At 71.5% G+C, this 14,250-nt stretch carries 13 protein-coding genes; 8 read left to right on the top strand and 5 right to left on the bottom strand.

Annotated elements, in window-relative coordinates:
- Positions 1-45: 45 nt before the first annotated feature.
- The 5 genes from ACIO3P_RS17175 to ACIO3P_RS17195 all read left to right on the top strand — a co-directional run bounded on the left by ACIO3P_RS17175 (position 46) and on the right by ACIO3P_RS17195 (position 5,272).
- Positions 46-1,017, top strand: coding sequence for an aldo/keto reductase (locus tag ACIO3P_RS17175; protein WP_329828819.1), 972 nt, complete (start codon positions 46-48; stop codon positions 1,015-1,017).
- A gap of 166 nt (positions 1,018-1,183) precedes the next feature.
- Positions 1,184-2,398: an NAD(P)-dependent alcohol dehydrogenase gene (locus ACIO3P_RS17180; protein WP_329828821.1), complete on the top strand. Its 1,215-nt coding sequence runs from the start codon at positions 1,184-1,186 to the stop codon at positions 2,396-2,398.
- 261 nt (positions 2,399-2,659) lie between these two features.
- On the top strand, positions 2,660-3,013 hold the full coding sequence (locus ACIO3P_RS17185) for a hypothetical protein (RefSeq protein WP_401851723.1): 354 nt from the start codon (positions 2,660-2,662) through the stop codon (positions 3,011-3,013).
- 373 nt (positions 3,014-3,386) lie between these two features.
- Positions 3,387-4,112: an RNA polymerase sigma factor gene (locus tag ACIO3P_RS17190; protein ID WP_401851720.1), complete on the top strand. Its 726-nt coding sequence runs from the start codon at positions 3,387-3,389 to the stop codon at positions 4,110-4,112.
- The gene (locus ACIO3P_RS17195) at positions 4,112-5,272 is read left to right on the top strand and encodes a hypothetical protein (RefSeq protein ID WP_401851717.1); all 1,161 of its coding nucleotides are present in this window, start codon (positions 4,112-4,114) and stop codon (positions 5,270-5,272) included. The genes ACIO3P_RS17190 and ACIO3P_RS17195 overlap by 1 nt, the downstream gene beginning before the upstream one ends.
- 175 nt (positions 5,273-5,447) lie before the next feature.
- Here the strand turns inward: ACIO3P_RS17195 and ACIO3P_RS17200 are convergent, their stop codons facing one another.
- Positions 5,448-6,377 (bottom strand): L,D-transpeptidase family protein, encoded by a 930-nt coding sequence (locus ACIO3P_RS17200; RefSeq protein WP_401851715.1) that lies wholly within the window; start codon positions 6,375-6,377, stop codon positions 5,448-5,450.
- A 303-nt stretch (positions 6,378-6,680) separates the two neighbouring features.
- On the opposite strand from ACIO3P_RS17200, the gene ACIO3P_RS17205 reads away from it, so the two are divergent.
- The 3 genes from ACIO3P_RS17205 (at position 6,681) to hemC (ending at position 10,048) form a co-directional block, all read left to right on the top strand.
- Complete coding sequence (locus ACIO3P_RS17205) at positions 6,681-8,297, top strand: methylmalonyl-CoA mutase (protein WP_401851712.1); 1,617 nt, start codon at positions 6,681-6,683, stop codon at positions 8,295-8,297.
- An 83-nt stretch (positions 8,298-8,380) separates the two neighbouring features.
- The gene (gene leuE / locus ACIO3P_RS17210; RefSeq protein ID WP_399290605.1) at positions 8,381-9,040 is read left to right on the top strand and encodes a leucine efflux protein LeuE; all 660 of its coding nucleotides are present in this window, start codon (positions 8,381-8,383) and stop codon (positions 9,038-9,040) included.
- Positions 9,041-9,112: 72 nt separating this feature from the next.
- Complete coding sequence (gene hemC, locus ACIO3P_RS17215; RefSeq protein WP_401851710.1) at positions 9,113-10,048, top strand: hydroxymethylbilane synthase; 936 nt, start codon at positions 9,113-9,115, stop codon at positions 10,046-10,048.
- 31 nt (positions 10,049-10,079) lie between these two features.
- Here the strand turns inward: hemC and ACIO3P_RS17220 are convergent, their stop codons facing one another.
- The 4 genes from ACIO3P_RS17220 to ACIO3P_RS17235 form a co-directional block, all read right to left on the bottom strand.
- A complete protein-coding gene (locus ACIO3P_RS17220; protein ID WP_329828851.1) occupies positions 10,080-10,274 on the bottom strand; it encodes a DUF1918 domain-containing protein in 195 nt (64 codons plus the stop codon).
- A gap of 106 nt (positions 10,275-10,380) precedes the next feature.
- Positions 10,381-11,529: an acyltransferase gene (locus ACIO3P_RS17225; RefSeq protein ID WP_329828853.1), complete on the bottom strand. Its 1,149-nt coding sequence runs from the start codon at positions 11,527-11,529 to the stop codon at positions 10,381-10,383.
- Between the two features lie 200 nt (positions 11,530-11,729).
- On the bottom strand, positions 11,730-13,154 hold the full coding sequence (locus tag ACIO3P_RS17230; RefSeq protein ID WP_401851803.1) for a polysialyltransferase family glycosyltransferase: 1,425 nt from the start codon (positions 13,152-13,154) through the stop codon (positions 11,730-11,732).
- Positions 13,155-13,159: 5 nt separating this feature from the next.
- The gene (locus ACIO3P_RS17235) at positions 13,160-14,143 is read right to left on the bottom strand and encodes a glycosyltransferase family 2 protein (protein WP_329828854.1); all 984 of its coding nucleotides are present in this window, start codon (positions 14,141-14,143) and stop codon (positions 13,160-13,162) included.
- Between the last annotated feature and the right edge of the window lie 107 nt (positions 14,144-14,250).

Consider the following 14,250-nt stretch of genomic DNA (forward strand, 5'->3'; position numbering starts at 1 on the left):
GCGACCGCCCCGGCACGGCCCCCGCGACCTGTAAGGAGCGTCACCATGGAGTACGTCCGTCTCGGCACCACCGGTCTGAAGGTGAGCCGACTCGCCCTGGGGTGCATGAGTTACGGCGACCCCACCGTCCCCGGAGCCCATCCCTGGGCGCTGACCGAGGACACCGCGGGACCGTTCTTCCGGCAGGCCGTCGAGCTGGGTATCACCTTCTGGGACACCGCCAACGTCTACCAGGCCGGCACCTCCGAGGACATCGTCGGCCGCGCCATCGACGAGTACTCCCGGCGCGAGGACATCGTGCTCGCCACCAAGGTCCGCGGGAAGATGCACGACGGCCCCGGCGGCGAGGGCCTGTCCCGCAAGGCGATCCTCGAACAGGTCGACGCCTCCCTGTCCCGGCTGGGCACCGACTACATCGACCTCTACCAGATCCACCGGTACGACGACGAGACACCGGTCGAAGAGACCATGGAGGCACTGCACGACGTCGTCAGGGCCGGAAAGGTCCGCTACATCGGCGCCTCGTCCATGTACGCCTGGCAGTTCGCCAAACTCCAGCACGCAGCCGACCTCGGCGGATGGACCCGCTTCGTGTCCATGCAGAACCAGTACAACCTGCTGCGCCGCCAGGACGAACCCGAACTCATGGCCATGTGCGGCGACATGGGCGTAGGTCTGGTCCCCTACTCTCCCAACGGAAAGGGCCGCCTCGCCCGCCCCGTCGGCGAGCAGAGTACGCGTTCCCGCACCGACCACGTCGTGCGGTCCTTCGACAACCCGCACGACGGACCGGTCATCAACGCCGTCCAGCGACTCGCCGAAACCCGCGGCGTGACCATGGCCCAGGTCGCACTCGCCTGGGTCCTGCGCAACTCGCTGGTCTCGGCCCCGATCGTCGGAGCCACCGAGCCGCACCATCTGGAACAGGCCGTCGACGCACTCGCACTCCGGTTGACCGACGAGGAAGCAGCCGTCCTGGAGGCTCCTTACGTCAACGCCGGACCGTCCTGGTTCTAGCCGGGCCGCCGAGTACCGCTCCACCGGCAGCAGCCAGGGCGAAGGCCGCCGAGCGGGGGAGTAAGGGCTTGCCCGGAACGGATATTCCGGTGACGGCCCGTGCCCCGCTGCCCGCCCTGATGATGCTCGCCGCCCTGAAATCCCATCGAGATGAAGGATGACAGCCATGTCTGCCACACGCAGCAACTGGAACCGCCGATCCGTACTCCGCACCTCTGCCGCCGCGGCGACGGTGGCGCCGCTGACCGGTTTCACCACCGACCGCACCGGCGGGGGCGCCGCGACCGCGACTCCGCCCGCCGGGGCGGCCGTCGCCGGGGACAAGCCGTTCAACGTCCCCGCGTACACCGCTCCTTCGGCCACCGAGTCACTGGTACCGACCACGATCCGGCGCCGCGCCGTAGGTCCGCGCGATGTGCTGATCGAGATCAAGTTCGCCGGTATCTGCCACTCCGACATCCACACCGTACGGGGCCACTGGGGCCCGCAGACCTATCCCCTCGTCCCCGGCCACGAGATCGCGGGCATCGTCACCCAGGTCGGGAGCAAGGTCTCCCGGCACCGCGCCGGCGACCGCGTCGGCGTCGGCTGCATGGTCAACTCCTGCCGTACGTGCGCCAACTGCCGCAAGGGCCTGGAGCAGTACTGCCTCAACGGCAACGTCCAGACCTACGGCAGCGTCGACCGGGACGGCACCATCACCCAGGGCGGCTACTCCACCCACGTCGTCGTCGACGAGGACTTCGTCCTGAAGATCCCGAAGAGCATCCCGCTGGAGAAGGCCGCGCCCATCCTGTGCGCCGGCGTCACCACGTACTCGCCGCTCAAGCACTGGCGCGCCGGCCGCGGCACGAAGGTGGCCATCAACGGCCTGGGCGGACTGGGCCACATGGGCGTCCAGATCGCCCACGCGCTCGGCGCCGAGGTCACCGTCCTCTCCCGCACACCGGGCAAGAAGCGCGACGCCCGCCGGTTCGGCGCCGACCACTTCCACCTCACCACCGAGCAGTCCACGCTCGACAAGCTGGCGCACACCTTCGACCTGGTCGTCAACACCGTCCCCCAGCCCGTGGACCTCAACCGGCTGATGCCGATGCTCACCCTGGACGGCGTGTGGGTCAACGTCGGCGCCTTCGCCGAACCGCTGCCCATCTCCGTCTTCATGACGTTCACCAACCGGCTGTCCTTCGCCGGCTCGGGCATCGGCGGCATCGCCGAGACGCAGGAAGTCCTCAACTTCTGTGCCCAGCACGGCATCACGCCGGAGGTCGAGGTCATCCCGGCCGACCGGATCAACGAGGCGTACGACCAGGTCGTCGCCGCCGAGGCCCGCTACCGGTACGTCATCGACACCGCCACACTCGGCCGGTCACACCGCTGACGGAGCCGAGACCGTCCGCCAGGTGCCGATGCGAGAGCACCCGCCGGACGTTGGGCTCACTGGCCTGGTGCTCGATCTCCCGCACCCGGTGACGTCCCGTCGTCGGTGATACCGGGCTCGTGCCCCTCGTGGACGTCAGCCTGGTGCGTCGCTGTTCCGGGCGGAGGCGGCGTCGTGGCGGCCGCGGGGGGGGGGGGGGGGGTTCCCGCGCTTGATGGCGGCGTCGACCGCCGTGCCGATACGGCGCAGGGCCGCGAGGTCGTGCGGTTCGAGTACGGCCACAACATCGTCCACCAGGCGTTCACGTCGGCGGGACTCCGCGAGGTGCTCGGGAACGAGGGAGCGGAGCAACTGTCCCGAGTGTCCGCCGCCGAACTGCGCAAAGCACTCAGTCTCTACCCGGAGGATGAGCGTCTTCGGTCTCTGTTTCGCGAGCTGTCGACGAGCAGCCCCGAGTTCAGCCGCCACTGGGACCGAGGAGAGATCGGCACATGGAGGTCCGCGACGAAGCGCGTCAACCATCCGGCGAGAGGTCTGCTCGCGTTCGACAGCGAGATGCTGCACGACCCCGAGAACGACCACTGGGTCATGCTCTTCACCCCCCGTCGCGCATGATCTCCCGATCGGGCTGCGGGCACGTCTGTGCCGGTGGCGGCAGGTGGACCCGGGGCAAGGCAGTCGGCGGGACCCACCGGTGTCAGTCCGGCCGGACGACACCGCTACGAGCCAGTTCCTTGCGGACGAACGTGAGGACGACCGGGGCCGCCACCCCCCACAGGAGAGGCCCCGGTCGTCGTCCGCCGGAGCCGCAGCACGACCCCGTACTCGTATCAGCGCCGCGGAGGCGTTTTGTGTCACACCTCATAACGCCAGCAAGTTGTTGCAGGTTGTACTAGGCGTGGACGCGGACCGGGTAAGGCCGTAGCGTGCAGGAGCGCGTGGGGTGGCGCGGCGGCGACGGGCCGCGATTTCGGGACAGGTTGTGGGAGTGCTGGGGGACGACGCGGAGCTGACCACCGCGGTGCTGGCGGCGCAGGACGGGGACGAGAACGCCTTCCGTACTGTGTATCGCGCGGTGCACCCGCGGTTGTTGGGCTACCTACGGACACTCGTCGGCGAGCCGGACGCCGAGGACGTGGCCTCGGAGGCATGGCTCCAGATCGCCCGCGACCTCGACCGCTTCACCGGCGACGCCGACCGCTTCCGCGGCTGGGCGGCGCGCATCGCCCGTAACCGCGCCCTCGACCACCTCCGGATGCGCGGCAGACGCCCCGCCATCGGCGCCGACGAGACGGAACTGACGGGCCGGGCGGCCGACTCGGACACGGCGGACGAGGCCATGGAGGCCCTCGCGACCGGCCGGACGATGGAGCTGATCGCCCAGCTCCCCCAGGACCAGGCCGAGGCCGTGGTGTTGCGGGTGGTGGTCGGGCTCGACGCGAAGAGCGCGGCCAAGACCCTGGGCAAGCGCCCGGGTGCGGTACGGACGGCCGCGCACCGCGGGCTCAAGCGCCTGGCCGAACTCCTCGACGCGGACGCCGGGGCGGACGGCGGCCCCGGTGACGCTTCCGGTGCCTCCGCCGACGGCGCTCCGGGCGACGCCGGCCGCCCTGCGGGGCTGGCCGCCGTACCTCCGCAGCGCAGCCCACGACCGGGAGCCGCCGCTTCCACAGGTGTGACGTATTCGCGCCTGCGGACGCAGAAGGACATGTGATGGCCGACGAGCGGGACGCGTGGCTCGACAAGGACGCGGCGGAGAGACTGCTGCGCGGTGACCCTGTCGAGGACCCGGACGCGTATGCGCGGGCCCGGCGGGAACGGCTCTCCGGGGCACTGCGGGACATGTCCGCCGTCACGTACGCAAACGATGAGGAACTGCCCGGCGAGGCGGCCGCCCTGGCCGCCTTCCGGCAGGCCGGCGAGGCCGAAGGCGGCACGGATCTGCTGGGTACGGTACGGCTCGCCCTGGCGCCCGGGACCGTACGGGCGCGGCGGCGCGGCCGTCCGCTGAGGCGGGGTCTGGTCGTCGCGGTGGCCGGCTGCGCGCTGGGCGGGCTCACCGTCGCGGCGGGCGCCACCGTGCTGCCCTCGTTCTTCGGCGGCCCTGGCCACGGGCCCGCCGGCTCCGTCTCGGCGGGCGTCTCCCCGAGGCCGCTGTCCTCCGACTCCGCCGACCGCGGCCACGACCGGTCCGCACCGCCCTCGGACCGCCCGAGCGCGGACGGCGCGGGCCAGCGCACGCCCGCTTCCCCCTCCGCCACCCCCTCGGCGCCGGGCTCGACGGCCGATGCGGCCCGGGGCGAGGCCGAGGGGGACGAGGACACCCCGGCCGGGTCGGCGGACGGCCGGAGCGAGGGGTTCGTCCCGAACACGGACCCGGCGTCCGGCGCCTGGTACCGCGAGACCGTCGACGCCTGCCGCGACTACCGCAGCGGCGCGATCGACTCCGAGCGAAGGAAGGCACTGGACTCGGCGGCCGACGAGCCCGGGGGTACGAAGCGCTACTGCGACCGGCTGCTCGACGGCGACCTGCGGGGCGGCGGCGGGAAGGACCGGAACGGCGGCGGCAAGGACCGGAACGGCTTCGGCAGCCACGGAGGTCAGGGCGGACAGGGCGATCAGGGTGGTCAGGGCGAGGAAGGCGGGCACGGGGAGGAAGGCGGGCAGGGAGAAGAAGGCGGCCAGGGAGAGAGCGGGCAGCCGCAGCTCACCCCCGCGCCACCGACCCTGCCGACCACCGCGCCTCCCCCGTACGGGACACCGGTGCCGGAGACATCGCGGCGCCCGACGGACGCCGCGACGGATACCGTGACGGACCCGGCGGACCCGGTGGCGAGCGAGGCGGCTCCGTCCGACCGCCCGGACCCGTCCTGACCTGCTGTTCTCCGATGCCGCGGCGTCCGGTGTGACACTTTTCCGGGCCATGGCGCAGTAAAGAGTGAGCCGACTGGTCATCGGCAGCGCATCGAGCCGGGGTTCCCCCCGTACCTTCGGCTCAGCGCATCGGCGCGGGCGGGACACGTTCCCCCGGTCCCGCCCGCGCCCCTCTTCACCAGTAGACGACGACCTTGTCGCCCGTCTTGACCTGTGCGTAGAGGGCGGCGATCTTCTTCTCGTCCCGGACGTTGACGCAGCCGTGCGAGGCGCCCGAGTAGCCGCGGGCCGCGAAGTCCTCCGAGTAGTGCACCGCCTGGCCGCCGCTGAAGAACATCGCGTACGGCATCGGGGAGTCGTACAGCGTCGAGACATGGTGCCGGGACTTCCAGCCGACCTCGAAGGTCCCCTCGCGCGTGGGGGTGTACTCCGAGCCGAAGCGCACGTCCATCGACGATTCTATTTTCCCGTTGATCATCCAGGAGAGCGTGCTGCTCGTCTTGCTGATGCACATCACCCGCCCCTTCATGCATCGCGGATCGGGCTTGGCGACCGGCTTGGTGGTGGGCGGGGTGAGTTCGTCGGCCGTCGGTGTGCGGGTCATGCCGAGGAGCCGCTGCCAGGTGACGGTGTCCGTCGCGCCGGTCCTCGGCAGCCCTCGTCTGTCCTGGAAGGCCGAGACCGCCCCGGCGGTGACGGAGCCGTAGTAGCCGGTGGGCGCGCGGTCGAAGTAACCGATCTGGCCCAACCGGGCCTGGAGTTCGCGCACCTGGTCGCTCTGGCCGCCGGTCGCCATCAGGGTCGGGGGCGCGGTCCGCGACGGACTCGGGCTCGGCGGCGGGGCCTCGTGCGGTGCGGTCGTGGGTGCCGGGGGCGCCGTCCGGTCGGTGGCGGGGCGGGCCGACGCGGCCGTCGGGGCGGGCGGGGGCGGGGTGGGCGTGGCCGTGGTCCGCTCGGGCAGCGGGCCGACGCTCACCCCCAGGGAGTCCCCGCCCTTGGCGTCGGCCGCCGGCTCGCCCGTGCCCGGCTGCACCGTACAACCCACGCTCACGGCCAGTACGGCGGCCGTGGCGAACCCTCTGCACAGGGCGGATGTCGTGAGCATCTTCGCGGCTCCCCGAAGAGAAGAAGACGGTTCCCGGCGCGCTGCCGGACCGGAGTGACCGGAGTGACATGATCCCGCGCCGGCGCCGCCCGTGTGCCCGTAACTCCCGAATTCCCGGGCGCGCGGGCGACTTCCGGGCGCGCGCGGACGACCGGCCGCCGCTACAGTCCGTAGTGACCGGCGGTCAGCGACGGGAGGCGGCATCCCATGACGGATCCCACGGCAGATCCCACGCCGGACCCGACGCCAGATTCCACGTCAGACCCGACGCCGGATCCCACATCAGACCCGACGCCGGATCCCGTGCCGGACCCGGCCCGTGGACCCGGCGCCGGACGGGGCGTCAGGGTCACCGAGAGCGGGCTGCCCGTCGAGCCGGTGTACGGGCCCGGCGCGCTGGCCGGCTGGGACCCCGCCGAGAAGCTGGGCGAGCCCGGCGCGTACCCCTTCACCCGGGGCGTCCATCCGACGATGTACACCGGCCGGCCGTGGACGATGCGGCAGTACGCCGGGTTCGGCACCGCCGCCGAGTCCAACGCCCGCTACCGGCGGCTCATCGCGCACGGCACGACCGGCCTCTCCGTCGCCTTCGACCTGCCGACGCAGATGGGGTACGACAGCGACGCGCCCCTGGCGCGCGGCGAGGTCGGCAGGGTCGGCGTCGCGATCGACTCGATCGACGACATGCGGGTGCTGTTCGACGGGATCCCGCTCGGCGAGGTCTCCACCTCGATGACGATCAACGCGCCCGCCGCCGTGCTGCTGCTCCTCTACCAACTGGTCGCGGAGGAACAGGGCGTTCCGGCACGGGAGCTGACGGGGACCGTCCAGAACGACGTACTGAAGGAGTACATCGCGCGCGGCACCTACATCTTCCCGCCGGAGCCCTCCCTGCGGCTGGTCGCCGACCTCTTCCGGTACTGCCGCGCCGAGATCCCGCGGTGGAACACCATCTCGATCTCCGGCTACCACATGGCGGAGGCCGGGGCCACGCCCGCGCAGGAGATCGCGTTCACGCTGGCCGACGCCATCGCGTACGTACGGACGGCCCTCGCCGCCGGCATGGCGGTGGACGACTTCGCGCCCCGGCTCTCCTTCTTCTTCGTCGCGCGGACCACGCTCCTCGAAGAGGTGGCCAAGTTCCGGGCCGCGCGCCGGATCTGGGCCCGGATCATGCGCGAGGAGTTCGGCGCGCGGAACCCCCGGTCGCTGATGCTGCGCTTCCACACCCAGACGGCGGGCGTACAGCTCACCGCGCAGCAGCCGGAGACCAATCTCGTCCGGGTCGCGGTCCAGGGCCTCGCGGCGGTCCTCGGCGGCACGCAGTCGCTGCACACCAACTCCTACGACGAGGCCCTCGCGCTCCCCTCCGACAAGGCGGCGCGCCTCGCGCTCCGTACCCAGCAGGTGCTGGCGTACGAGACGGACGTCACCGCGACCGTCGACCCGTTCGCCGGCTCGTACGCCGTCGAGCGGCTGACGGACGGCGTGGAGGCCGCCGCGCTCGCGCTGATGACCCGGATCGAGGACATGGGCGGCGCGGTCGGCGCCATCGAACGGGGCTTCCAGAAGGGCGAGATCGAGCGCGCCGCGTACGCCGTGGCCCGGCAGACGGAGAGCGGCGAGCGGGTGGTCGTCGGTGTGAACCGGTACACCCTGGACGAGGAGGAGCCGTACACCCCGCTGCGGCTCGACCCGGAGATCGAGACCCGGCAGGCGGCGCGGCTGGCGCGGCTGCGCGCGGAGCGGGACGCGACGGCGGTACGGACGGCGCTCGCGGAGCTGCGGGAGGCGGCGGCGGGCACCGCCAATGTGCTCCACCCGATGCGGACGGCGCTCCGGGCGCGGGCGACGGTGGGGGAGGTCTGCGACGCGCTGCGGGAGGTGTGGGGGACGTACGTTCCGGTGGACGCGTACTGAGGTGTTCCGCCGGTTTCGGGGGCGGTGTCCGGCAGCCGGATTCCCCCGGCGCGGCATCGAACTCGTATGCGACACTCCGGTACATGTTGGGTGTCACTGATCTGCCGACCTATCTCGTCGGCCTCGTCCTGATCGTTCTGCTGCCGGGCCCGAACTCGCTCTACGTGCTCTCGGTCGCGGCCCGCCGAGGGGTACGCGCGGGCTACCAGGCCGCCGCGGGCGTCTGGTGCGGTGACACGGTCCTGATGGTGCTCTCCGCGGCGGGCGTCGCCTCGCTGCTCCAGGCGAACGCCGTGCTGTTCGGCATCGTGAAGTACGCGGGCGCCGGCTATCTGACCTGGCTGGCCGTCGGGATGCTGCGCGCCGCGTGGTCGATGTGGCGCGCCCGGCACGAACGCGACGAGGCGGGGGCCGACGGCGGACGGGAGACGGCCCCGGCGGCCGAGCGACCGTACCGCAAGGCACTGATGATCAGTCTGCTCAACCCGAAGGCGATCCTGTTCTTCATCTCCTTCTTCGTCCAGTTCGTCGACCCCGGCTACGCCCACCCCGCCCTCTCGTTCGTCCTCCTCGGCCTCCTCGCCAACGCGGCCAGCGCCCTCTACCTCTCGGCGCTCATATTCGGCGGTACGCGCCTCGCGGCGGCCTTCCGCCGCCGTAAGCGCCTCTCGGCGGGGATGACGACGGCGGCCGGGGCGATGTTCCTGGGCTTCGCGGCGAAGCTCTCGCTCAGCAGCGTCTGACGGCGCCCGGGGGCCGTGGCGTCCACCCGACGGCGGTCCTGGGGTGGCCCTCGGGCGGTCTATCGTGGAGGCATGTCCGCTCCTGAGCTGATCCGTATCGTCTCCCGCGACTCGCCCATGGCCCTGGCCCAGGTGGAGCGGGTCCGTGCCGAGCTGGGGGTGCTCCATCCCGGCACGGCGACCGAGGTCGTGCCGGTCAAGACCACCGGTGACAAGTGGATGGGCGACCTCTCCCTGGTCGAGGGCAAGGGCGCCTTCACCAAGGAGGTCGACGCCGCGCTCCTCGCGGGCGAGGCGGATCTCGCGGTGCACTGCGTCAAGGACGTACCGGCGGACCGGCCGCTGCCCGCGGGGACGACGTTCGCGGCGTTCCTCAAGCGGGACGACATCCGCGACGCCCTGATCCACCCCGGCGGGCTGACCCTCGACCAGCTTCCCGAAGGGACGCGGATCGGTACGTCGTCCGTGCGCCGGGTCGCCCAACTCGCCGCCTCCCACCCGCATCTGGAGTGCGTCCCGTTCCGGGGCAACGCCAACCGCAGGCTGGAGAAGCTCGCCGCGGGGGAGGCCGACGCGCTGCTGCTCGCCGCCGCCGGGCTGGAGCGGATCGGCCGCGCTGACGTGATCACGGAGATCCTGTCGCCCGAGACGATGTGCCCGCCCATCGGCGCCGGGGTCCTCGCCCTCCAGTGCCGTGAGGACGACACGGTGCTCATCGACGCGGTCAGCGGCCTCGGAGACCCGGACACCTACCGCGAGACGACGGCCGAGCGGATGTTCCTGCACGTCCTCCAGGGGCACTGCAACAGCCCCATCGCCGGATACGCCACCGCCCGCCCCAACGGCGACCTCTCGCTGCGCGCCTGTGTCTTCACCCCGGACGGCAAGACCGTGCTCAACGCCCACGAGTGGGCCGGGCTGCTCAGCCCGGCCGATCTCGGCGCGTCCGTCGCCCTCGCGCTGCTGCGCCAGGGTGCGCGGGAGCTGATCGACACCATCGCGCACTGAACCGCCCGCCGGCGGGCGCGGCTCCGGGGTGTCAGTCGTTGCCCTTGCGGTGTTCGACCATGGTGTCGGGGCCCGGCGACATGATCGTCTCGTGGCCGTCAGCGGCGCGTACCCGGAAGGGCGGCGTGCCCTCCGGGCCCAGCACCTCCACGATCTCCACGACGCGGTCCTGCTTGCCGACCACCCTGCCGTGCATGACCAGCCGGTCGCCCTTGTTCGCCTTCATGCGCACTCCCTGTGGATCGGCCGTCACGACGCGTTACGCGGCGTTGTGTGGAGTGTAGGGGCGGCCCACCCGCGTCAGCCATTCCGTCAGGCCGATCGGGTCCCCGCTACGCCCGCACCCGCTCGGCCTGCTGCTTCATCAGGCGCTTCATGCGCGGGCCGACCGGTTTCTCCACCAGCCGGTGGATCAGCCAGGCGACCGCGAGCAGCGAGACGATCGTGGCGACGAACGTGAGCCGCGCGTCCAGGCCGAACTTCTGGTGGTAGGCGGCGATCACGAACCAGCCGAGGTGTTCGTGGATCAGGTAGAAGGGGTACGTGAGCGCCCCGGCGAAGGTCAGCCAGCGCCAGTTCGCCCACCGCAGCCAGCCGAGGGCCACGGCCGCCACCGCGCCGAAGGCGAGGGTGACCAGGAGCAGGATCACGTAGGGGGAGCGCTCCTGGAAGACGTTGGTCGCGTTCGGGTCCCACAGCGCGGTGGTCGAGTAGCGCTGCCCGAGCAGCCAACTGGTGGCGACGATCGACCAGAGCAGGAGATCGCTGCCGTAACGGTGGATCAGGTAGAGCGCGAGGCCGCCGATGAAGAACGGCGCGTGGTCGCGCATGACCAGTTCGTCGGTGAGCGGGTTGTCGGCGACGCGGGCGAACACCCCCGCCACCGTCCACAGGCAGCAGAAGATGACGACCCGGCGGTACGTGACGCCCTTCCACACCACGAAGAGCGCGAAGAGCAGGTAGAAGCGCGCCTCGACCCACAGGGTCCAGCACACGCCGAGGACCCGGTCCACCCCCATCGGCTGCTGGAGCATCGTCAGGTTCACCAGCACCTCGTCGAGGCGCAGGGGTTCGATGACCGACGGCAGGGCGACGCACGCGGCGGTGGTGAGGACGATGGCCGCCCAGTAGGCCGGGTAGAGGCGGGAGACGCGGGAGCGGAAGAAGTCACCGAGCGAACGGCCCCAACTGCTCATGCAGATGACGAAACCGCTGATGACGAAGAAGAGCTGCACCCCCAGTGAGCCGTAGGTGGCGACCGCCGACAGATCGGGGAAGAGCTCCTTGGGGGACTGGCCCCACGCGTGTCCCACCTGCCCCTTCCCCGCGTAGTGGAAGGTGCACACCATCAGGGCGGCGAGGATCCGCAGGCCGTCCAGGGCGCGCAGGCGGTCCCCCTTCGCGGGGGGCGCGGCGGGGGCCGGGGGGTCCACTGGCCCGGGCGCCGGTTCCGGTGCTTTGGCCAGGGTCGTCTGAGTCATTCCGGGGTTCCGTTTCGTCCCTGCGTCGATGCGTCGATCGTGGAATGGATGAACTCGCGCCGCGTACGGATCACGGGAGGCGGAGCGCCGCGTTCCGTCGCAACGCCCCGCCTCCCGTGTCCTGCCGTGCAAACCGCCTACGGCCGCGTGCAACCGCCTACGGCCGTGTCAACCGCCTACGGCCCCGTACGGCCGCCTGCTCAGCCCAGGGCCGCCCTCTTGAACGAGCGTGCGTGCCGGGCGACCCTGCGTACCGTCGCGTTGCGCGGAATGAAGGCGAGCTGGGTGGGAACGCCACCGGGCAGCGCCAGCACCGCGAGCCTGCGGCGTTTGAAGTAGACCGAGGTGCGCGGGGTCAGATGCCGGGAGAGGAAGCCCTCGGCGGCCGGGCGCAGACTCCGGTAGATCTGCGGCTGCATCGCGAACCCGACGGCCGCGACCAGCTCGGACAGCCGCTCGTACGGCTCGTACGGGGCGGGCTCGCCCGGGGCGGCGCCCGTACCCGTACCCGCGCCCGTACCCTCCGTGCCCGCGCCGTCCTCCAGGGGCGGCAGCAGCGCGTCCACGATCGTCACCGGGACGCGGTTGCTGTTCTGGTACGGGGCCAGCCGCTCCAGCAGCAGTTCCGTGCCCGTCCGCGCGACCGGCAGCCCGTAGAACGCCTTCGCCGTGAACAGGGCCGTGGAGAAGCAGGCGATGACGAGGGCGGGGCGCAGCCGCTGGTACAGCACCTCGGCCAGCACGGGGCCCGACCGTACCGTCAGGTTCGCCCCGAGGACAGCGGCCTCCTCCTCCAGCGTCCGCGACCACTGCGCGGGCGCCGAGGGGTGGGGCTTGAAGACGACGTTCCGGTGGCCCCGGGCGATCGCGCCCCTGACCATCCCCAGATGCAGTTCCTCCTCCTCCGCCACGGTGAGGATGTCGAGCGCGGAGAGGTACTGGCCGAGGATCAGCGCGGGCGGCTCGTCGGCGGCGTCACCGTTCGCGAGCGCGTCCAGCTTCGCGTCCGCCGCGCTCTCCGCGTCCGCTATCTCCGCGAGCACCTTCACGAAGGTCTCGTCCGGGATGATCTGCGGCTCGACGCCGAACTCCGTCAGCAGCAGCGGCTTCAGGCCCGGTACGAGATCCAGGTGCAGCAGCCGTTCGACGCGCCCCCCGATCAGCGGGTCGAGCTTGCTCCGGGTGGGCCCGTAACTCATCAGCCCGTCCGCGTACACATGGAGCGGGCTGTCCCCGAAGATGGCCGCGACCGCCTGGGACGGATTGGCCTGGATCGACTCGCAGGCGATCTCCACCGGCGCGTCGCCGAGCCCCCATGCCTCCCGGACGGCCCGCTGCCACAGCGTGGCGTCCTGCTCGCGCGGGGACCAGCCGGCCGGGTGGAAGGGGCGTACGAAGTCGTTCCAGGAGCGGATCTCGTCGTACTCCGGCCGCAGCGGGCGGAACCCGGGGAGCGTGTCCAGCGCGGTGGCCAGCTCGGGGGAGGACGAGGTGTCGCTGATCACCAGGATCCGGCGGTGCTCCGAGCGCGGGCCGAAGAGCCCGGCCCGGACGGCCGCCGTGACGGTCGCCGCCGCGTACTGCGTGCAGGCGAAGAAGAGCTGCGTGGTGCCCTTGGCCGACATGCTCATCAGGCTGCCTCCGGTCCCCGCTGCGCGATCGGACGGCGGCGGACCCGGCGCAGCCGCCCGGCCCGCGTGGCGTCCATCGAGTCCAGTGTCTCCGTGAGGAGGGGCGCCGGAATGCGCCGGAGGGCCGCCGCGCTGAGCGAGCGGAGTTTGCGTGCCACGGGCGGTTCGAACCTCTCGATGGAGCCAAGGTGGTGGGCCATGACCGCGCAGTACGTCCGTACGGCCTTCGGCAGCAGCAGATCCGCGTCCCGGTCGGCGGCCGTCTCCGCCACCACCTGGTCGAAGGCCCGGATGAAGTCGAGCTGCCTGACATCACCGATCTGGGTGAGCGAGGAGGTGACCCCGCGCCGGTAGAACACCCCGTGCAGGCTCACCGCGGCGAAGGACTCCGCCTCCCGGTGCAGCTTCCAGATCCAGGGCCGGTCCTCGGCGGTGCGCAGCCCGTCCGTGAAGTGCAGCAGCCCGCGGTCGACCAGCCGGCGGTGGTAGATCCCGGCCCACGCGTAGGCGTAGTCGACCGAGGTGGACCGGTCGGCGGGCAGGATCGCGTCCCGCGGGTCGAGCACCGTGGAGCGCCGGCCGACCGGGACCCGGTGCACCGCCCGGGACTTCCCGGTGAACTGCACATGGTCGGTACGGACGAAGTCGCAGCCCAGCTCCTCGGCCGCGGCGAGCAGTTGCTCGAAGTAGCCGGGAGCCACCCAGTCGTCGCCGTCCAGGTAGGTGATGTACGTACCTGTCGCGGCGTCCAGTCCGGTGTTCCGCGCGGTGGCGAGTCCTCCGTTCCGCTCATGTCTGATCACCCTGGCGCCGGGGAGTTCGCGTTCCGCACGGTCCAGGATTTCGCCGGTACCGTCCGCCGAACAATCGTCGACAAGCAGGAATTCGAAGTCGGCACGCGTATTCGCCTGCAGACTCCGCAAAGTTTCGGGGGCATATGTCCGCACGTTGTAGAACGGCACGACAACAGAGAGCTTCACCACCCGAGTGACGCTAGGCGGCATGCCGTCACCAGGGCTGACTTCGCGGGGCACGCCGGATGAACGAAGAGTGTCGGAACAGTGAATCGGCCGGAGCCGCCCGTTGTTCC

The organism is Streptomyces sp. NPDC087310 (assembly GCF_044744405.1).
Taxonomy (GTDB): domain Bacteria; phylum Actinomycetota; class Actinomycetes; order Streptomycetales; family Streptomycetaceae; genus Streptomyces.

What these genes read in the sequence shown, in the direction of transcription:
- ACIO3P_RS17175 (WP_329828819.1), top strand. Translation starts at nt 46, where the DNA reads ATGGAGTACGTCCGTCTCGGCACCACCGGTCTGAAGGTGAGCCGACTC.
- ACIO3P_RS17180 (WP_329828821.1), top strand. Translation starts at nt 1,184, where the DNA reads ATGTCTGCCACACGCAGCAACTGGAACCGCCGATCCGTACTCCGCACC.
- ACIO3P_RS17195 (WP_401851717.1), top strand. Translation starts at nt 4,112, where the DNA reads ATGGCCGACGAGCGGGACGCGTGGCTCGACAAGGACGCGGCGGAGAGA.
- ACIO3P_RS17200 (WP_401851715.1), bottom strand. Translation starts at nt 6,377, where the DNA reads ATGCTCACGACATCCGCCCTGTGCAGAGGGTTCGCCACGGCCGCCGTA.
- leuE (WP_399290605.1), top strand. Translation starts at nt 8,381, where the DNA reads ATGTTGGGTGTCACTGATCTGCCGACCTATCTCGTCGGCCTCGTCCTG.
- hemC (WP_401851710.1), top strand. Translation starts at nt 9,113, where the DNA reads ATGTCCGCTCCTGAGCTGATCCGTATCGTCTCCCGCGACTCGCCCATG.
- ACIO3P_RS17220 (WP_329828851.1), bottom strand. Translation starts at nt 10,274, where the DNA reads ATGAAGGCGAACAAGGGCGACCGGCTGGTCATGCACGGCAGGGTGGTC.
- ACIO3P_RS17225 (WP_329828853.1), bottom strand. Translation starts at nt 11,529, where the DNA reads ATGACTCAGACGACCCTGGCCAAAGCACCGGAACCGGCGCCCGGGCCA.
- ACIO3P_RS17230 (WP_401851803.1), bottom strand. Translation starts at nt 13,154, where the DNA reads ATGTCGGCCAAGGGCACCACGCAGCTCTTCTTCGCCTGCACGCAGTAC.